Here is an 18496-nt window from a genome sequence, read left to right as displayed (position 1 = left end):
AGCCCGCACGCCCGGCTAGGCCTTGAGCGCGCCGCGCCAGCGGACGGTCGGGCGCAGCTTCTCCGGGTTCACCCGGTGCTTGTTGGCGCCGACGATGTCGAACATCGACTCGATCAGCGTGTCCGAAAGCAGGTGCGGCTGGAGGCCGAGCCCGACCAGCCCGGTGTGCTGCACGTTGTAGTAGTGCTCCGGCGCCTCGGTGCGCGGGTTCTCCAGCTGCTCGATCTGCACCGGGCCGGGGAACCGGTCGGCCACGAGGTCGGCGATGCCCGCCACCGACATGCTCTCGGTCATCTGGTTGAACACGCGGAACTCCCCCGGCTCGGCCGGGTGCTCGACGGCGAGGCGGATGCACTCCACGGTGTCGCGGATGTCGATCAGGCCCCGGGTCTGCGTGCCCTTGCCGTACACCGTCAGCGGCTGGCCCAGCACGGCCTGGATGACGAACCGGTTGAGCACCGTGCCGAACACCGCGTCGTAGTCGAAGCGGGTCGCCAGGCGCGGATCCAGCGCGGTCTGCGGCGTCTGCTGGCCGTAGACGATGCCCTGGTTCAGGTCCGTCGCCCGCAGTCCCCATGCGCGGCAGGTGAATTCGATGTTGTGCGAATCGTGGACCTTGGTCAGGTGGTAAAAGGAACCCGGCCGCTTCGGGAACAGGACCCGGTCCTTGCGCCCGTTGTGCTCGAGCTCCAGCCAGCCTTCCTCGATGTCGATGTTCGGCGTGCCGTATTCGCCCATCGTACCCAGTTTGACCAGGTGGATCGCCGGATTGATCTCCGCGATCGCGTAGAGCAGGTTGAGCGTGCCGACCACATTGTTGTGCTGGGTGTACACCGCGTGTTCGCGGTCGATCATGGAATAGGGCGCCGAGCGCTGCTCGGCGTAGTGGACGACGGCGTCGGGCGCGAAGTCGCGCACCGCCCCGAACAGGAACTCCGCGTCCAGCAGGTCGCCTTCGTAGCCGGTGATCGTCCGGCCGGAGACCTCCTGCCAGGTGGTGATGCGGTCGGCGAGGGATTCGATCGGGACCAGGCTCTCGACACCGAGCTCGGCGTCGTACCCGCGCCGCGCGAAATTGTCGACGACGGCCACCTCGTGGCCTTTGTCCGATAAGTGCAGGGCGGTCGGCCAGCCCAGATATCCGTCACCGCCGAGAACCAGCACACGCATTGTGCCGCCTTTCCTGTTCGTTTACGCCACAAGCATGCCGACCCCCCGAAGAAGCAGAAGCTTGCTCCGCCACCCGGACCCCGAACGCTATAGATCACGTGCTGATGAGGGCCTGGCAATGAGCTGTGAATCTCCTATGCGTGAGGGGGCCGGACGGCGCGGCGGCCGGCCCGCGGGGAAGATGGGGGCATGACGACCGTAACCAACGGCGTGCGGCCCCGCACGGCGGAGAAGACCCGCCGTCGCGGCTGGGCCCGGCTGGCGCGCGCCGCGACCACTTCGGTCGCGGCCACGGCGGTCAGCCAGGTCGTGCTGCTGGCCGTCCTCGCCGCCGGTGGGGTCCCGGCGCTGGCGAGCACGCTGGCCTGGGCAGCCGGCGCGGTGCTGAACTTCGCGGTCACCCGGCGCTGGGTGTGGGGCCGCACCGGGCGGCCGCGCGTGCGGGGCGAACTGCTGCCCTACCTCGGCGTCATCGGGCTGGGCGGGCTGGCGTCGATCGGCCTGACGACCCTCGCGGGCTCGCTGCTGGCGCCCCTGGACCTGCCGCACCTCTGGTGGGTCGTGCTCGTCGACGGCGCGTACATCGCCAGCTACGCGCTGGTGTTCGTCGTCAAGTTCACCCTGCTCGACCGGCTCGTGTTCGGCCGCGGCGCAGCACGTACCCCCGCCACCACGTCCCGGTCATGACCCGGGCGTAGTTGGCGCCGTAGACGAGGCTGCCGCCCTTCTTGCTCTTGCCCGCCTTGCGCAGCCGCATGCTCATCGGCAGCTCGGTGACCCGGGCGCCGCGCGCGGTGACGCCCAGCAGCAGCTCCGAAGACTGGTACTGCGGCTCGTTGAGCGGGACCGAGCACGCCAGCTCCGCCCGCATCGCGCGGAAGCCGAACGACGTGTCGGTGATCCGCCGCCCGGTCAGCACGGACGCCAGCACCGCGAACACCCGCACGCCGAGCCACCGGACGCGGCTGTCGGCTTCCTCGTGCCCGAGCCGGCGGGACCCCGTGACGAAGTCGGCGGTGCCGTCGACGACCGGGCGCACGAGGGCTTCGAGCTCGCTGTTGTCGTATTGGCCGTCGGCGTCGGTCGTGACGACGTACTCGGCGCCGGACGCGGCCGCGAGGTGGTAGCCCAGCCGCAGCGCGGCGCCCTGGCCGCGGTTGCGCGGCGCGACGCAGACGTACGCACCGTGCGCCTGCGCGATCGCGGCCGTGTCGTCGGTGCCGCCGTCGACGACGACGAGGACGGCCACCGGCATGCCGAGGCACTCGGCCGGCATCTTCTCCAGCACCTCGCCGATCCCGCCGGCTTCGTTGTAGGCGGCGATGACGACGATCAGCGGGGCCGGCTTCACCTCCGGGTGCCGGCCGCGGAAGTCGTCGAGGGCCTCGGAGTCGACGTCGTCGGGGAAGGCGGCAAGCCGCTTCCGGCTCGCCGACGTCAGCGTCGTGAAGCCGAGCGCCCCGGCGACCGGCAACAGCACGAGCGCCGGGAGCTGGTAGCGCCACGAGAACTGGAACACCGCCGAGGCGAACAGCAGCACGAGCCCGCTCGACGCCGCCAGCAGCGCTCCCGCCTGCGCCCGGTCCAGCGGCTTCTTGCGCCGGAAGATCGTCAGCAGGCCCAGCAGCGCGCCGACGCCGAGCACTCCGCCCGAGACGTACCCGCCGCCGAGCTGGTAGTCGATGAGGATCCAGGCCAGCCGCTCGTCGACGCTCGCGACGACGCCGTCGTTCTGCAGCGTGACCAGGTCGATCAGGGACTGGTCGGCCCACGGCCGGTAGCTCGGCTGGAACTGCCACCGGTCCAGGGGGACGTCGGTCGGGTCCTGCTCGCGCGTCCAGGCGAAGCTCTTGGCGAAGTCGTCCAGGATCGCTTCGGCGACGTCGCCGGGCTGCTCCTTCAGGACGTCGATCGCGAACTCGTGGGCCAGCGCGGCCTTGTCCGCGCCCGGGGGCAGCGGCCCGGGCCAGTTCGGGTCGAGGTCGGCGTGGGTGTAGTTGTCGACGAGCCGGGTCTCGCGCGGCTCGGCCGGGCAGAACACCTGCAGTTCCGGGGTGAGGTGGAGGTTCGCGCAGTCGGCGACGGCGGCGGTGCGGCCGTAGAGCATGTTCCCCGAAGGTCCGCTCAGGCCCCACTTCCCGGTTTCCGCGTGGACGCGCGCCGAGTACGGCACCAGGACGGCGAGCAGGCCCAGGAGTCCGACGCCGGCCCGGCGCCAGCCCGCCCACTGCCGCCACGCGCCCCCGGCCACGACCAGGAAGACCAGCAGGGGCCCGGCCAGGGAAATCCCGATCAGCCTTGTCAGCACGCCGAAGCCGAGCAGCAGGCCCGCGGCGCCGGCACGCTTCCAGCCGGGGGTGCCCCAGCCGAGCAGCAGCCAGAGGAGGCCGAGGAGCACGGCCTCGAACGTCACCTCGGACATGATGTTCTGCTCGATCTGGAGCTGGTAGGCGTCGAGCAGCATCGGCGCCGCGGCGAGTGCCCCGACCCACGGGCGGCCGCCGAGGCGCAGCACCAGCCCGTAGACACCGATCGCGATGAGCACCCCGCCGACGTGCTGCACCGCCGCGACCCAGGCGAGGCCGCCGACGGACAGGAGTGGCCGCAGGACCAGGTCGTAGCCGATCGGGTCGAGCTGGTCCGCGCGCAGGGCGTGCAGGTTGTCGATGTAGCGGAACGAATCGATGAACAGCAGCGCGGGCCGGTAGGCCAGCCAGGTGAGCACCCGGAGCGTGATCGCCGGGACGAGGAGCAGGAGGAGCGGCCAGTGCCGCTTGAAGAACGTCCTCACGGTGTCGCGAGGCCGGAGAAGTACTTCCACGCCGTGGCCAGGCCGTCGGTCAGCGAGACCTCCGGCCGGTAGCCGATGGTTTCCGCACTCGCCGAGACGTCGACGACGACCGCGGGCATCTCCCCGGCGGGAGCCGCCACGTGCTCGACCGGCAGCGCGGCGCCGGTCACTTCGCGCACGGTCTCGACCATCTCGAGCACCGACACCGAGCGCCCGGCACCGACGATCGCGCGACCGGAATAGCCGCTGTCGAGGGCCAGCAGGACCGCGCGGACGACGTCGTCGACGTGCACGAGGTCGCGGCGCTGGCGGCCGTCGCCGTAGACCTTGATCCCGCTGCCGGTCAGCGCGGCCCGCATCATCCGCGGCACGAAACTGTCCTTGTGGGACATTCCCGGGCCGTAGACGTTGGTGAACCGCAAGGCACACGTCGTCATGCCGTACGCGCCGGCGTAGCCCGAGAGCAGCATTTCGCACGCCGCCTTGGTGGCGCCGTACGGCGTGAGCGGGCGCAGCGGCAGGTCCGGGGTGATGGTGGCGGTGCCGACGTTGCCGATCACCGCGTTGGTCGAGGCGAGCAGAAACTTCGGTACCTCGTGGCGGCGCGCGAGTTCCAGGAGTTCCTGGGTGACCAGGACGTTGTCGGCGAAGGTGTCCTCGGGCAGCTCGACCGACTTCAGCACCGACGTCAGCGCGGCGAGGTGGACGATGCCCGCGGTCTCGCCGGTCACGGCCTGCTCTCGCACGGCCGCCTCGCGGAGGTCGCCGGCGACGACGCGGACTCCGTCGAGCGCTTCGGGGAACGGCACCCGGTCCACGACGGTGACCGGGACACCCCGGCCGCGGAGGGCGCGCACGACGGCCCGGCCGATGAAGCCGCTGCCACCGGTCACGACCACGGACGTCCGATCAGGACCGTGCCCACTCACCATGGGCGTCAACCTACCTCGCGTTCCTGTGCCCGGTCCGCGAAGGCCTCCGGCGGCGGGCAGGAGCAGACCAGGTTCCGGTCGCCCGCCGCGCCGTCGATCCGCCGGACCGGCGGCCAGATCTTCGCCGCGCCCGGCCCGGCGGGGAACACCGCCGTTTCGCGGGGGTACGGCCGGTCCCAGTCGCCGGCGAGGCACCGCGCGGTGTGCGGTGCCTGCCGCAACGGCGAGTCTTCGAGGGGCCACTCCCCCGCCGCGACGCGGTCGATTTCGCCGCGGATCGCGATCATCGCGGCGCAGAAGCGGTCGAGTTCGGCGAGGTCTTCGCTCTCGGTCGGCTCCACCATCAGCGTGCCCGCGACGGGGAACGACATCGTGGGCGCGTGCAGCCCGTAGTCCACCAGCCGCTTCGCGACGTCGTCGACCGTGACGCCGGTGGCCTTCGTCAGCGGCCGCAGGTCGAGGATGCATTCGTGCGCGACGAGCCCGGCGTGCCCGGTGTACAGCACCGGGTAGTGGCCGGCGAGCCGGCGGGCGACGTAGTTGGCGTTGGCCACCGCGACGAGCGTCGCCCGGCGCAGGCCGGCGGCCCCCATCATCCGGATGTAGGCCCACGAAACCGGCAGGATCGACGCGCTGCCCCAGGGCGCGGCGCTGACCGGGCCGACACCGGTGGCCGGGCCGGCGGCCGGCTGCAGCGGGTGGCCCGGCAGGAACGGGGCCAGGTGCGCACGGACCCCGACCGGGCCGACGCCGGGCCCGCCGCCCCCGTGCGGGATGCAGAACGTCTTGTGCAGGTTGAGGTGCGACACGTCGGCCCCGAACCGGCCGTACTGGGCGACGCCGATCAGCGCGTTCAGGTTGGCGCCGTCGACGTACACCTGCCCGCCCGCGTCGTGCACCGCCGCGCACACCTCGCCGACGGTGTCCTCGTAGACGCCGTGCGTCGACGGGTAGGTGAGCATGATCGCGGCCAGGTCGGCCCGGTGGGAGTCCACAGTGGACTTGAGGTGCGCGAGGTCGATGTTGCCGCCGTCGTCGCAGGCGACGACGACCACCCGCATGCCCGCCATCACCGCGCTCGCCGCGTTCGTGCCGTGCGCGCTGGCCGGGATCAGGCAGACGTCCCGCGCGTGCTCGCCGCGGGAGCGGTGGTAGGCGCGGATGGCGAGCAGGCCCGCGAACTCGCCCTGGCTGCCGGCGTTCGGCTGGAGGGAAACCGCATCGTAGCCGGTGATCCGGGCGAGCCACGCGCTCAGGTCGGCGGCCACCTCCAGGAGCCCGGCGGCGTCCTCGGCCGGCGCGAACGGGTGCAGCCCGGCGAACTCCGGCCAGGTGAGCGGCTCCATCTCCGCGGTGGCGTTGAGCTTCATGGTGCACGATCCCAGCGGGATCATGCTCCGGTCGAGCGCGATGTCCTTGTCGGCCAGCTGCCGCAGGTAGCGCAGCATCGCGGTTTCCGAGCGGTGCGCGTGGAACACGGGGTGGGCCAGGAAGCCGCTCGTCCGCCGCAGCGGGGCCGGGAGCGCGTCCGCGGTGTCCGCGTCGAGACCGTCCACATCGGACACCGCGACACCGAAGGCCTTCCACACACAGGAAAGACGTTCGCGGGTCGTGGTCTCGTCGCAGGCGATGCCGACGTGGTCTTCATCGATGCGGCGCAGGGAGATGCCGAGGTCGCGAGCGGCTGCGACGACGGTGTCCGCCCGGCCGGGCACCGCCGCGACGACCGTGTCGAAGAACTCGCCGTGCACCACGTCGACGCCGCCCTCGGCGAGGCCGGCGGCCAGCACGGTGGCCATCCGGTGGGCCCGCAGCGCGATCGAACGCAGCCCCTCGGGCCCGTGGTACACCGCGTACATCGAGGCCAGCACCGCCGGCAGGACCTGCGCGGTGCAGATGTTCGACGTCGCCTTCTCCCGGCGGATGTGCTGCTCGCGCGTCTGCAGGGCGAGCCGGTACGCGGGTGTACCGTCGGCGTCCTTCGAGACGCCGACCAGCCGGCCGGGCAGCTGCCGCTCGAGGCCCTTGCGGACGGCCAGGTACCCCGCGTGCGGGCCGCCGAAGCCGAGCGGGACGCCGAACCGCTGCGTCGAGCCGACGGCGACGTCGGCGCCGAGCTCGCCCGGGGGGCGCAGCAGGGTCAGGGCGAGGGGGTCGGCGGCGACGATCACGGCCGCGCCGTGCTTCTTCGCTTCGCCGATGGTGAGATCGAGTTCGCGCACCGCGCCCGAGGCGCCCGGGCAGGACAGCAGCACGCCGAAGAAGTCGCCGCCGAGCCCGAGCCCGGTCAGTCCTTGGGACAGGTCTTCGACGACGAGTTCGATGCCGAGCGGCTCGGCCCGGGTGCGGAGCACGGCGAGGGTCTGCGGCAGGGTGTCTTCGTCGACGACGAAGCGGCAGGAGGCCGACCGGCCGGCGCGGCGCACGAGCGTCATGGCTTCGGCGGCCGCGGTGGCCTCGTCGAGCAGGGAGGCGTTGGCGACGGGCAGCCCGGTCAGGTCGGCGACCACGGTCTGGAAGGTGAGCAGCGCCTCGAGCCGTCCCTGCGAAATCTCGGGCTGGTAGGGCGTGTAAGCGGTGTACCAGGCGGGGTTCTCGAGCACGTTCCGCCGGATGACGGGCGGAGTGAAGGTGTCGTGGTAGCCGAGGCCGATCATCGAAGCGGTCACGCGGTTGCGCGAGGCGAGTTCCCGCAGCTCCGCGAGCGCCTGGGCCTCGGTGGCGGCCGGGGGCAGGTCGAGCGGGCCGGCGGAGGCCCGCAGCGACTCGGGGACAGCACGCTCGGAGAGCTCGTCGAGAGAAGCCACGCCGACGACGTCGAGGATGTGCCGAAGTTCGGCAGGACCAGGCCCGATGTGCCGGTCGGCGAAGGGGGTGCCCTGTTCCAGCGAGGCAAGTGACGGATCCACGATGGCCTCCTCCGAACGGCGCTGCCTACCCCACTCGACTCTAGAGCGGAGGCAACCTCGGAAGGGGACCAGGGGCGGGGCCCCTGGGCGGGACTGGCCGCGGCGGCGGGTGTTCGCGTAGTCGGCCGGGTCGGTGTGCCGGCCTGTCCACGGCTACGGGTTGATGGTCCAGGAGAACGAGGTGGTGGCGGTCCGCTGATCGATGACGTCCTTCACCGTGCCGTTGACGGTGTAGTGACCGGCCGTCGTCGGCGTGCCGCTGATTTTCCCGTAGGACGTGTAGGTCAGACCCGGCGGCAGGCCCGTGATGGTCCAGTCACAAATGTAGTTCTGGTGGTAGCAATAAAGCTGGACCGGAGTGACCGGGACGCCGGCGGTGCCGGTCTGGGGGCCGGGATTGCTGGCCGTGAGAGGGGGCTTCGGATCCGCCGGGCTGACGACGGCACCGGCCGCGTCACCGGTCGCGGCTGCGGCCTCCTGGGTGGCCGCCACCAAACCGCCGGAAGACAGCACCAAAGCCGCCACCAATGTCAGCGATCGCTGCAACCGGTCCATTTCCCCTCCTGGATCCCGAGCTCCGCCAACGGCGAGCAGTCGCTGATCGGCAACGTACCGAGGGTAAAGATCCGGATCGCCCCGAGACGTCTCTCAGCGTGCGACCACCCATCACCCCGGGATGCGCCGCGACCGGCGACAACGCGAACGATCAGCACAGAGCTCGCGGAAACCGGAAGGAAAAGCCTCCCCACTCTGTCCGTACCCGTTTCCGGGCGCCTGAGAGTTTCGCCCGCGTGGTTGAACCGGGCTTGCACCGTCGGCGGGGCCATCAGGTGGTGTCCTGACGACCCGCTTTCCAGAGGCGTCTCGTCCGCGCGGTCCAGGGTGCCTGAGAGGTTCCGGGGAGGATTTGCTCCTTCGGCGCCGAGCTCAATATGAGGCTCGGACTCTCCCGCGCGGATTCGTCGACCGCAAGGGGAACCTTACTCCGTCCGCCGCAGCGGTGATCACCCGGTCTTGCGGGCGTTGCGGCGCTGGGTGAGTTCGTCCGGCTGGTGCGTCTCGACGATGCCGCCGTCGGCGCGTTCGGCGGGGAAGTCGTGGATGGTGCCGCTGATTTCCTGCATCGCTCCGCTGACGGCGATGCCGAAGACGCCTTGACCGCCCTGGAGCAGATCGACGATCTCCTCCGGCGACGTGCATTCGTAGACGGTGGTGCCGTCGGAGAACAGCGTCACCCTGGCCAGGTCGCGGACCCCGCGGACGCTCAGGTGGTCGACGGCGACGCGGATGTTCTGGAGGGAGACGCCGGTGTCCAGGAGGCGTTTGACGACCTTGAGGACCAGGATGTCCTTGAACGAGTACAGCCGCTGCGAGCCGGAGCCGTGCGCGGTGCGGATGCTGGGCGCGACCAGTTTGGTCCGGGCCCAGTAGTCGAGCTGGCGGTAGGTGATCCCGGCGATCTGACACGCCGCCGGCCCCCGGTAGCCCACCAGCTCGTCGGGCAGCGACTCGTCGGGGAACAGTTCACCCTGCTCACCGGTTGCGACCTCGACAGGCTGCTTCTCGGAACCAGCCTCGACCACGCAAGCCTCCCCTCGCCCGACCAGGCGGCCGGCGAATGACAGCCGGACGGTCCCAGAGTGGGACCCGCCGGAGATCAACCGCCACGGTTCGGCCCCAGACCGTGAATCACACCGTGACGATTTGCCTCCTCCGACGGTAAGCGCCAGGAGAACACCGGTCAACGCGACGCGCGGCAAGGCTCAACGGTCGGCTGAGCCTTTGAGCCGTTCGCCGTACCCCGTCCACGGCGGTTCAAACGCGTTCGACGATCTTACTCAGCTGTGTTATTTTTTACTCATGCAAGTAAACACCGCCCACATGGCCGAGCTGGGCCTCAGCGTCACCGAGGCCGCGCGCCGCGCGCAGATCATCGGCGCGACCATCGGCGTCCTCGCCGACCTGGGTTACCGCCGCACCACCTTCGCCAAGATCAAGGAGCGCGCCGGGCTCAGCAGCACGCGGCTGATCTCGTACCACTTCACGAACAAGGCGGGCCTGATGCAGGCCGTGCTCAGCGCCGTCGTCGAGACCAAGCACGAGTTCCTCACCGAGCGCACCGGCGGCGGCCTCGACCCGGCCGACCGGCCCGGCTACCTGCGGGCCCACATCGAGACGTCCGTCGCGTTCCTGCGCGCGTACCCCGAATGCGTCCGGGCGCTGACGGAGCTGGCCGCCAACGCCGACGACGCCGACGGCTGGGTGATGACGAAGGTGCTGGTCGACGACCTGCGCGTGCACGGACTGGCCCGCCAGCTGGGGCAGGGCCAGTCCGAGGGCGTGTTCGGCGAGTTCACGCCTGCGGTGATGGCGATGGCCATCGCCCAGGCCATCGACGGCGTCGCCGCGGCCTACGCGGCCGACCCGTCCCTGGACCTCGAGCAGTACGGGCGCGAACTGGCGGACACCTTCGTCAAAGCGACGGCGCCTTGAGAGCCCGGTCGAGGCGGTCTTCGATGCGGGCCTTCGGGAACGCGCCGACGATCGTCTCGACCGGTTCGCCGCCGCGGAAGAGGATCATCGTGGGCAGGGACATGACCCGGTAGGAGCGGGTGGTCTCCGGGTTCTCGTCCGCGTTGATCTTGCGCACGGCGAGCTCGCCGTCCCGCTCGGCGGCCAGCTGCGCCAGCACCGGGCCGACCATCCGGCACGGCCCGCACCAGGTGGCCCAGAACTCGACCAGCACGGGGACGTCACTGCCGAGGACCTCGGCGAAGGTCGCATCGGTGACTTCGGTGACTTCGGACATGAGGGGCTCCTTCACGGGCGCGGGGATGCGGGCACGACACACGGATCGGGCGCCTGCCGGGCGAGGGCGCCCGCCAGCTTCGCGGCCAGTTGGGTGCGGATGCCGCCGAGCCGCGCGAGGAGGGCGTCGGCCTCTTCGAGCTTGCGGCGGTACACCTCGATCGAACTCGCGCACGCGTCGCCGGTCTCGTGGCCACTGCGCAGGCAGTCGACGAACGGCCGGGTCTCCTCGAGGGTCAGGCCGACCGTTTGCAGCGTCTGGATCTCCCTGACGAGCTGGAGGTCGTCCTCGTCGTACTCGCGGTAGCCGTTCGCCGAGCGCCGGGCCGACAGGAGGCCCTGGTCCTCGTAAAAACGCAGCGCACGGGTGGTGGTACCCGTGCGCTGCGCCAATTCTCCGATCCGCATACCCCGACGCTAGACGTTGACGTCCGCGTCAAGGCAAGGTCTCACGTATCCGCTCCGCGGAAGTCTTCCGGGGAAACCGAGTCGAGGAATTCACGGAACTTCTCGACCTCGTCCTCCTGCTCGTCCGGGATGATCAGGCCGGCCTCTTCCAGCACCGCGTCCACGGCGTGGATGGGGACGCCGATCCGCAGGGCCAGCGCGACCGAGTCGCTCGGCCGGGCGGACACCCGGATGTCACCGTCGAAGACGAGCTCCGCGAAGAACGTGCCTTCCTTCAGGTCGGTGATGACGACCTGCTCCAGCTCCCGGCCCAGCGCTCCGATGACCTCTTTCAGCAGGTCATGCGTGAGCGGACGGGCGGGGCGGACCCCCTGCTGCTCCAAGGCGATGGCGGTGGCTTCGACCGAGCCGATCCAGATCGGCAGATACCGTTCACCCTCGGTCTCCCGCAGCAACAAGATCGGCTGATTCGCGGGCAGCTCGACCCGCACACCGACGACGCGCATTTCGCTCATCGGGCTTCGCCTCCCTCTCGTGCACACGGGCGGCAGCGCCATAACGGCTTCGCGCCCTCACTGTCGACGCTACCCGTCATCCGTGCGCTGTGCTCGCTGTCCGGACTCTCTCGGTTCGCCTGCCGCAAACCCGTGCCTTCACGGTACGGCATGCAGTGCCGAACATTCAGTCATTGACATGGGACCGCAAAGAGGATCTCACTGCCTCGTTATCGATCAACATCCGGAGACGCCGCGGATCCCGGCCTTCACGAGGAGCGTGTGCAGGGTCACGGACAGTGCCGCGAGCTCCCGCACCACCTCGTCGGCCCTCGCCTTGGCCTCCGGGTCGCGGTGCCGGTACACCGGCGTCACGATCTGCTCCAGCAGCCCGACCTCGCGGTCGGCCGCGGCGCGGAAGGCGCGCAGGTGTCTCGGTTCGATCCCGAATTCGGTCAGCGCCTTGACCGTCCGGGCGACCAGGACCGCGTCGGGGTCGAAGAACCCCGCGGGCCCGGACCGGACCAGGCCGTACTGCTGCAGTTCGGCCAGCGCGGCCGCGTCGATGCCCGCCTGCTCCAGGACTTCCTCCTGGGTCAGGCGCAGCTCCTTGCCCGCGGCGAAGTCTTCCGCCACGGGCAGGCCGACGTTCTCGGCCGTCACGTCGATCGGCACCAGCCGGCGCGGCGGGCGGGGCAGGGCCGCGGCGGGCCCGGCTCCCGAGTCCGCCGCGTCCAGCTGTTCCTTGATGACCTTCAACGGCAGGTAGTGATCCCGCTGGGCGGCCAGGACGAACCTCAGACGCTCCACGTCCGCCGCGGCGAACTGCCGGTACCCCGAAGCCGTCCGGCCCGGCTGGACCAGGCCTTCCGCTTCGAGGAACCGGATCTTGGAGATGGTGACATCGGGGAAGTCGCCGCGCAGCTGCGCCAGCACGGCCCCGATGCTCAGTCCATGGTTCTGTGGCCGTCCGGCCGCCGTCACTGCGCCCCCTGGCCCCCGTGCCCCGGGCCGGTCAGGAAGACCAGGCGGAACTTCCCGATCTGGACCTCGTCGCCGCCGGCGAGCACCGCCTGGTCGACCGGCTCGCGGTTGACGTAGGTGCCGTTGAGGCTGCCGACGTCGATGACGACGAACTCGCCGCCCTCACGCCGGAATTCGGCGTGCCGGCGGGAGACCGTGACGTCGTCGAGGAAGATGTCGCTGTCCGGGTGCCGTCCGGCGCTGGTGGTGTCGCGGTCGAGCAGGAACCGCGAACCCGCGTTCGGCCCGCGCTTCACGACCAGCAGGGCCGAACCCGCGGGCAGGGCGTCGACACCCTGGACCGGGGCCTCCGGGGCCGGGGTGGACTCGTGGCCTTCGACTTCGGCCAGGAAGTCGGCCCGGAAGACAGAGGTCCGCTCCGGAGACTGCTCCGGGGGAACGCCGCCGGGCCCGTCGTTCGTGCTCACCTGAGCTCTCCTCCACACATGCTGTGTTGCCAGTACTCAAGAACGTGTAGCTGCCAACGTACCGTGCCTGATCGATTCTCCGAGCCCCGGCTCCCCGAACCGGCGGAGCGGGCTTCAGCCCTTGGTCAGCGCGTCGTACGCCTCGGCTTCGAGCAGCGCTTCCAGACCCGCCGGGTCGTCGAGCCGGATCTCGACCAGCCAGCCCTCGCCGTAGGGGTCGCTGTTGATCAGTTCGGGCGAGTCGGCGACGGCGTCGTTGACCGCGACGACCTCGCCGTCGACCGGCGCGAACAGCTCGGAGACGCTCTTGGTCGACTCGACCTCGCCGAACACGTCGCCCGCGGTCACCTGACGGCCGACCTCGGGCAGGTCGACGAACACGACGTCCCCGAGCTGGTCTTGCGCGTACTCGGTGATGCCGACGCGGACGAGGGTGTCCTCGCCCCGGGTGGCGACCCACTCGTGTTCCTCGGTGTAGCGAAGCTCTTCAGGAGCGGACACCGACGGTCCCCTTTCATGCCCTCACTGGCGAAACGTGTTGCGCGAAGTCTTACACCCACACGGCGCAGCCGCCCGCCACGACCCGGCGAAAGTGTCGCCCTCAGTGCTCCGCGGCCCCGCGGAGCGCGTTGCGTGCCTGGACGACGTAGAGCACGCCGGACCAGACGTAGAGGACGCCTCCCCAGATGGTGAAGGCGTAGCCGATCGGCCGGCAGACCGCGGCGAGGGCGGAGCCACCCTGCGCGAGCAGCAGGAACGGGAAGGCGTACATCAGGACGAAGGTGGCCCCCTTGCCGATGTAGGTGACCTCGGGTGGCGCGAACCCGCGGCGGCGCAGCACGACGACGCAGACGCCGAGCACGGCCTCGCGCAGCACGAGCGGCACGACGACCCACCACGGGATGATGTCGCGGACCAGGAAGGCGACGAGCGTCGCGAGGATGTACAGCCGGTCGGCGGCCGGGTCGAGCAGCTGCCCGAGCCGGGACATCTGGTTGAGCCAGCGGGCCAGCTTGCCGTCGAGCCAGTCGGTCAGCGCGCTGAACACCAGCAGCGCGAGCGCCCAGCCGTCCTCCTTCGGGCCGAGCAGCAGCCACAGGAACACCGGCACCCCGGCCAGCCGCAGCAAGGACAGGATGTTGGGGACGTTCAGGGCCTGCCGCAGCAGCGACGGCTCGGGATCCGCCGGAGCGGCGGGTTCGGGGGCGGCTGTGCTCACCGGGCCATTAAACAGCGGAGCGGCGCCCGGTCGCCTGGTGGTGCGGGGCGCGCTGCCCCGGAAGTGCGAGGCGCGGAGGGCGCGGCAGGCAATCGGACGTACCGGGCGCCGGACGACTTGAGCCCGAGCACCCCACGGAGAGCCCCGACGTGGACGGGATCCGGGCCGCCCCCCTGGCGCGGCCCGGCCCGGCGTCAGCTGGCGCGGCGGTGGCTCCACCCGCGCCGCTGCAGCTCCGCGCTGCTCAGCGACTCGGGGCGGCCGCGGTAGTCGGTGCCCATCCAGCGGGCGCGGCCGGCGCGTCCCTCGAGGACGTACGGGCGGCCGCCGCACCAGACGACGGTGCTCGGGACGGTCGGCGGACTGGACGGGTCTTCGGTGCTGGTGACTGCGTCGGCGTTCATCGCTCTCACGGATTCGGTGCGGGTGTCGGGGACGGGGAAGCTCGTCGGCCTCCACCATGATCTTCGGCCCGCGGGGCCGGGATGTTAACCGCCACGGCCCGAATTAGACCGATCGATTCTTGATGACAGCGTGAGGTTTCGGAGCGTGAACGGAATGTTAATCGTCCACTGTGGACATTTTGACGGCAGCCACCGGTCCGGGCCGCCACCCCGCTGGAGTAATCTCCGGCACACCCGTGGGCGCGTCGATCCGCGGGGCCCCGGCCCGGATGGGCCAGAATGACCGGACCAGCCAGGCGGGCAGGAAGGATCGCGGTGCCCCACCCGACCACCACGAGGACGTGGCTCGTGGCCTGCCTCGCCCTGCCCGTGCTCGCGGCCTGTTCCGGCGCCCCGGCCGCGCAGGCTCCCCCGGCCCCGCCGTCCTCGACGGCCCCGGCGCCCGCGACGACGTCGCCGGACACCCCGCAGCCTCCGCCCGCCGCCGGTGACGGCTCGTCCGCGCCGGCCCCGGCGACCAAGCCGTCCGGGCCGCCGCCGTCGGTGCCCGGGGCGTGCGGCACGGTGACCGCCGCCAGCGGGCTGACGCTCTACGTCTTCGACAGCGGCTCCGCCGGCGTCAGCTGCGTCACGGCGACGAAGCTGGTCGGCGACTTCCACCGCAAGATCGCCGGGCGCCAGGGCGCCGGCTCGAACGACGCGGTGAACGAGACCGTCGACGGCTGGCTGTGCACCTCCGGTCCGCCGGCCGCGCAGGGCGGCACCACCTGTACCAAGGGCGAGCAGACGGTGTTCGCCGCCGTCGTGCCGTCCGAGTGATCCGTTCCCGTTCCCTGAAGGGCCCATGAAGACACTCGCCTACCCCTTGCTGCTCGTCACCGCGACCGCCGCACTGGCCGGCTGCGGTGGCGGCGACCCGGCGCCCGCCGCGCCGTCTTCCGCCGCGCCGGCCGCGGTCGCTGCCGCGGAGTCGACGGCGCCGGGCGTGCCGTGCGGCGACGTCCCCGGCAGCGGCGGCGCGAAGACGACGGTCGTCGCCCACGGGAAGGTCGACTGCGCCGCGGCGGCGACACTGCTGAAGGACTACTTCGCCAAGCTCACGCCGGCCGAGGCCGCCTCCCCCGACGGCCCCGGCCCGCTCGCGATCGGCGAGTGGACGTGCGGCAGCGGCGCGAACGACCCGGTGACGGCGTGCTCGACGGAGGACGGCCGCCAGGTCGAGGGCACCCGCACCTGAGCGGGCCCGCGAGCCCGGCCCGTCAGGACTTGAGGTCGGGGAAGTCCTCTTCGCGGTACTCGGTGCCCACCGGCCGCTTCGGGTCGTTCTCGCGGCCACGCAGCTCGACGCGGCGGATCTTGCCGGAGATCGTCTTCGGCAGTTCCGCGAACTCGAGCCGCCGGATCCGCTTGTACGGCGCCAGGTGCTCGCGGCAGTGGGCCAAGATCGACCGCGCGGTCGCCGCGTCCGGTGAGAAGCCCGCCGCCGGCACGACGTATGCCTTGGGCACCGCGAGCCGGATCGGGTCGGGGGCCGGGACGACGGCCGCTTCGGCCACCGCCTCGTGCTCGATGAGGACGCTCTCCAGCTCGAACGGCGAGATCCGGTAGTCCGACGCCTTGAACACGTCGTCGGTGCGCCCGACGTAGGTGAGGTAGCCGCGTTCGTCGATCGAACCGACGTCTCCCGTGTGGTAGAAGCCGCCACCGAAGGCCGCCGACGTGCGCTCGTCGTCGCCGGTGTAGCCGGTCATCAGGCCCACCGGCCGGTGGGCGAGGTCGAGGCAGATCTCGCCCTCGGTCGCGCGCTCGCCGCTGACCGGGTCGACCAGTGCCACGACGAAACCGGGCAGCGGGCGGCCCATCGAGCCGGGCACGACGTCCTGACCGGGCGTGTTGGCGATCTGGACGCTGCTCTCCGTCTGGCCGAAGCCGTCGCGGATGGTGACGCCCCACGCCTTCTCGACCTGGTCGATCACCTCGGGGTTGAGCGGCTCCCCCGCGCCCACGACCTTGCGCGGCGGCGTCTTCAGCGCCCTCAGGTCGGCCTGGATGAGCATCCGCCACACCGTCGGCGGCGCGCAGAAGCTGGTCACCCCGCACCGGTCCATCTGCGCCATCAGCGCACCCGCGTCGAACCGGCTGTAGTTGTAGAGGAACACCGTCGCCTCGGCGTTCCAGGGCGCGAAGAAGTTGCTCCACGCGTGCTTCGCCCAGCCGGGCGAGGAGATGTTCAGGTGGACGTCGCCGGGCTCCAGCCCGATCCAGTACATCGTGGACAGGTGGCCCACGGGGTAGGAGACGTGCGTGTGCTGCACCAGCTTCGGCTTCGCGGTCGTGCCGGAGGTGAAGTACAGCAGCAGCGGGTCGCCGGCCTTCGTCGGGCCGTCCGGGGTGTACTCCGGGGACTCGGCGAACGCGGCCGAGTACGGGTGCCAGCCCTCGACCGGCTCCCCCACCGCGATCCGGGTGTAGCCGCCCGCCACGCCGTCGAACTTCGGCGCGTCCACCGAGCGGACCACGACGTGCTTGGCCGCGCCGCGCTCCACGCGGTCGGCCAGGTCGGCCGGGCCGAGCAGGGTGGACGCCGGGATGATCACGGCGCCGAGCTTGATCGCGGCGAGGATCGTCTCCCACAGCTCGCCCTGGTTGCCCAGCATGAGGATCAGCCGGTCGCCGCGGCGGACGCCGAGGCCGCGCAGCCAGTTGGCGACCTGGTTGGACCGGCCGGACATCTCCGGGTAGGTCCAGCGGTTCTCGCGGCCGTCTTCCTCGACGATCCAGAGCGCGTACCGGTCGGCGTTGCCCGGGTCGTGTGCGACGACGTCGAACCAGTCGATCGCCCAGTTGAACTCGTCGAACTGCGGCCAGGCGAAGTCCCGGTACGCCGTTTCGTAGGCCTCGCGGTGGGTCTGCAGGTAGTCCCGGGCCGCGCGGAACGCGTGGTGGACCTCCGAAGCGCTCACGCTGCCTCCTTCACTCGCCCTTGAACTCCGGCTTGCGGCGTTCCATGAACGCCTGGACGGCTTCGCCGAGATCCTTGCTGGGCAGGAACGCCGAGTTCCACGCCGCGACGTACCGGAGGCCGTCGGCGACCTGGCGCTCGGTGTTCGTCGCCAGTACCTGCTTCGTACCCTGCACCACGAGCGGCGGGTTCGCAGCGATCTCCCCGGCGAGTTCCCGCGCGGCCTTCAGCAGCGCCTCCTGGTCGGCGTGGACGTCGTTGACGAGCCCGATCTTCTCGGCGCGCGCGGCGTCGATGTCCTTGCCGGTCAGGGCGAGCTCGCGCAGGTGGCCTTCGCCGACGATGGAGGCGAGGCGCTGGAGGCTGCCGAGGTCGGCCACGATGGCGACGCGCACCTCGCGGACGCTGAACTTGGCATCCGCGCTGGCCAGGCGGATATCCGCGGCGGCGACCACGTCGACGCCGCCGCCGATGCACCAGCCCGAAACGGCCGCGATGACCGGTTTGCGGCATTCCGCGATCGAGCTGACCGCCGCCTGCAGCGACCGGACCTGGTCGAGGAACGCCGTGCGCGGTCCGGCCAGGTTGTCCCCGCCCAGCATCGGCGCCCAGTCGCCCATCATCGCCGGCAGGTCGAGGCCGTAGGAGAAGTGCGCCCCGCTCCCGGTCAGCACCACGGCCCTGACCTGCGGGTCGGCGTCGAGCGCGCGGAACACCAGCGGCAGCTCGCGCCAGAAGTCCGGCCCCATCGCGTTGCCCTTCGACGGGCCGAGAAGCGTCACTTCGGCCACGTGGCCGTCGACGTCGACCTTCAGGGAGACGAGGTCGGGCAGACTGTCAGCAGTAGCGGTCATTGGGTCATCTTGACCCATGCCCGCGACGACCCGCCATTGGCACGTTGTCAATTGATGCCGTGGTCACTGTGCCAAGGTGATCAGGGGATGTTTT

20 protein-coding genes and 1 riboswitch are annotated in these 18496 nt (G+C 71.1%); of the genes, 4 read left to right on the top strand and 16 right to left on the bottom strand.

Features of this window, described 5'->3' with window-relative positions:
• Positions 1-15: 15 nt before the first annotated feature.
• Positions 16-1170 (bottom strand): NAD-dependent epimerase/dehydratase family protein, encoded by a 1155-nt coding sequence (locus AB0F15_RS07615; RefSeq protein WP_360266735.1) that lies wholly within the window; start codon positions 1168-1170, stop codon positions 16-18.
• Positions 1171-1359: 189 nt separating this feature from the next.
• On the opposite strand from AB0F15_RS07615, the gene AB0F15_RS07610 reads away from it, so the two are divergent.
• Positions 1360-1857 (top strand): GtrA family protein, encoded by a 498-nt coding sequence (locus AB0F15_RS07610; protein WP_360266732.1) that lies wholly within the window; start codon positions 1360-1362, stop codon positions 1855-1857.
• On the opposite strand, the gene AB0F15_RS07605 is transcribed toward AB0F15_RS07610, so the two are convergent.
• The 5 genes from AB0F15_RS07605 to AB0F15_RS07585 all read right to left on the bottom strand — a co-directional run bounded on the left by AB0F15_RS07605 (position 1787) and on the right by AB0F15_RS07585 (position 9385).
• On the bottom strand, positions 1787-3961 hold the full coding sequence (locus AB0F15_RS07605; RefSeq protein WP_360266729.1) for a glycosyltransferase family 2 protein: 2175 nt from the start codon (positions 3959-3961) through the stop codon (positions 1787-1789). The genes AB0F15_RS07610 and AB0F15_RS07605 overlap by 71 nt on opposite strands.
• Positions 3958-4893: an NAD-dependent epimerase/dehydratase family protein gene (locus AB0F15_RS07600; protein WP_360266726.1), complete on the bottom strand. Its 936-nt coding sequence runs from the start codon at positions 4891-4893 to the stop codon at positions 3958-3960. Before AB0F15_RS07600 ends, AB0F15_RS07605 begins: the two co-directional genes overlap by 4 nt.
• Before the next feature lie 5 nt (positions 4894-4898).
• Positions 4899-7802, bottom strand: a complete 2904-nt coding sequence (gene gcvP, locus AB0F15_RS07595; protein ID WP_360266723.1) for an aminomethyl-transferring glycine dehydrogenase — start codon at positions 7800-7802, stop codon at positions 4899-4901.
• 153 nt (positions 7803-7955) lie between these two features.
• Complete coding sequence (locus AB0F15_RS07590) at positions 7956-8357, bottom strand: hypothetical protein (RefSeq protein WP_360266720.1); 402 nt, start codon at positions 8355-8357, stop codon at positions 7956-7958.
• A gap of 308 nt (positions 8358-8665) precedes the next feature.
• Positions 8666-8764: riboswitch (glycine riboswitch) on the bottom strand.
• A 42-nt stretch (positions 8765-8806) separates the two neighbouring features.
• Positions 8807-9385 carry a MerR family transcriptional regulator gene (locus AB0F15_RS07585; protein ID WP_360266717.1) on the bottom strand — a complete coding sequence of 193 codons (579 nt, stop codon included), beginning with the start codon at positions 9383-9385 and terminating at the stop codon, positions 8807-8809.
• A gap of 298 nt (positions 9386-9683) precedes the next feature.
• Between AB0F15_RS07585 and AB0F15_RS07580 the strand changes: the two genes are divergently transcribed.
• Positions 9684-10295, top strand: a complete 612-nt coding sequence (locus AB0F15_RS07580; protein WP_360267129.1) for a TetR/AcrR family transcriptional regulator — start codon at positions 9684-9686, stop codon at positions 10293-10295.
• Here AB0F15_RS07580 and trxA read toward each other — a convergent pair.
• The 8 genes from trxA to AB0F15_RS07540 all read right to left on the bottom strand — a co-directional run bounded on the left by trxA (position 10276) and on the right by AB0F15_RS07540 (position 14586).
• On the bottom strand, positions 10276-10611 hold the full coding sequence (gene trxA / locus AB0F15_RS07575; RefSeq protein ID WP_360266714.1) for a thioredoxin: 336 nt from the start codon (positions 10609-10611) through the stop codon (positions 10276-10278). The two genes, AB0F15_RS07580 and trxA, sit on opposite strands and share 20 nt — an antisense overlap.
• An 11-nt stretch (positions 10612-10622) precedes the next feature.
• Positions 10623-11018, bottom strand: a complete 396-nt coding sequence (locus AB0F15_RS07570) for a MerR family transcriptional regulator (protein ID WP_360266712.1) — start codon at positions 11016-11018, stop codon at positions 10623-10625.
• Positions 11019-11059: 41 nt separating this feature from the next.
• Positions 11060-11533 (bottom strand): bifunctional nuclease family protein, encoded by a 474-nt coding sequence (locus AB0F15_RS07565; protein WP_009078856.1) that lies wholly within the window; start codon positions 11531-11533, stop codon positions 11060-11062.
• 216 nt (positions 11534-11749) lie between these two features.
• The gene (locus AB0F15_RS07560) at positions 11750-12496 is read right to left on the bottom strand and encodes a MerR family transcriptional regulator (protein ID WP_360266708.1); all 747 of its coding nucleotides are present in this window, start codon (positions 12494-12496) and stop codon (positions 11750-11752) included.
• Complete coding sequence (gene garA, locus AB0F15_RS07555) at positions 12493-12963, bottom strand: glycogen accumulation regulator GarA (protein WP_360266705.1); 471 nt, start codon at positions 12961-12963, stop codon at positions 12493-12495. Before garA ends, AB0F15_RS07560 begins: the two co-directional genes overlap by 4 nt.
• 114 nt (positions 12964-13077) lie before the next feature.
• The gene (gcvH, locus tag AB0F15_RS07550; RefSeq protein WP_360266702.1) at positions 13078-13464 is read right to left on the bottom strand and encodes a glycine cleavage system protein GcvH; all 387 of its coding nucleotides are present in this window, start codon (positions 13462-13464) and stop codon (positions 13078-13080) included.
• Between the two features lie 100 nt (positions 13465-13564).
• Positions 13565-14182, bottom strand: coding sequence for a CDP-alcohol phosphatidyltransferase family protein (locus AB0F15_RS07545; RefSeq protein WP_360266699.1), 618 nt, complete (start codon positions 14180-14182; stop codon positions 13565-13567).
• A 194-nt stretch (positions 14183-14376) separates the two neighbouring features.
• Entirely contained in the window at positions 14377-14586 is a 210-nt protein-coding gene (locus AB0F15_RS07540) for a hypothetical protein (protein ID WP_360266696.1), read from the bottom strand.
• A gap of 315 nt (positions 14587-14901) precedes the next feature.
• Here AB0F15_RS07540 and AB0F15_RS07535 point away from each other — a divergent pair, with 315 nt between their 5' ends.
• Positions 14902-15405 carry a hypothetical protein gene (locus AB0F15_RS07535; RefSeq protein ID WP_360266693.1) on the top strand — a complete coding sequence of 168 codons (504 nt, stop codon included), beginning with the start codon at positions 14902-14904 and terminating at the stop codon, positions 15403-15405.
• A 25-nt stretch (positions 15406-15430) separates the two neighbouring features.
• On the top strand, positions 15431-15823 hold the full coding sequence (locus AB0F15_RS07530) for a hypothetical protein (protein WP_360266690.1): 393 nt from the start codon (positions 15431-15433) through the stop codon (positions 15821-15823).
• 22 nt (positions 15824-15845) lie between these two features.
• On the opposite strand, the gene AB0F15_RS07525 is transcribed toward AB0F15_RS07530, so the two are convergent.
• On the bottom strand, positions 15846-17549 hold the full coding sequence (locus AB0F15_RS07525; RefSeq protein WP_360266688.1) for an AMP-binding protein: 1704 nt from the start codon (positions 17547-17549) through the stop codon (positions 15846-15848).
• A 10-nt stretch (positions 17550-17559) separates the two neighbouring features.
• Positions 17560-18402, bottom strand: a complete 843-nt coding sequence (locus AB0F15_RS07520; RefSeq protein WP_360266685.1) for a crotonase/enoyl-CoA hydratase family protein — start codon at positions 18400-18402, stop codon at positions 17560-17562.
• Positions 18403-18496: the final 94 nt, after the last annotated feature.

The organism is Amycolatopsis sp. NPDC026612 (assembly GCF_040638285.1).
Taxonomy (GTDB): Bacteria; Actinomycetota; Actinomycetes; order Mycobacteriales; family Pseudonocardiaceae; genus Amycolatopsis.
This window is presented reverse-complemented; position numbering and strand designations above follow the sequence as displayed.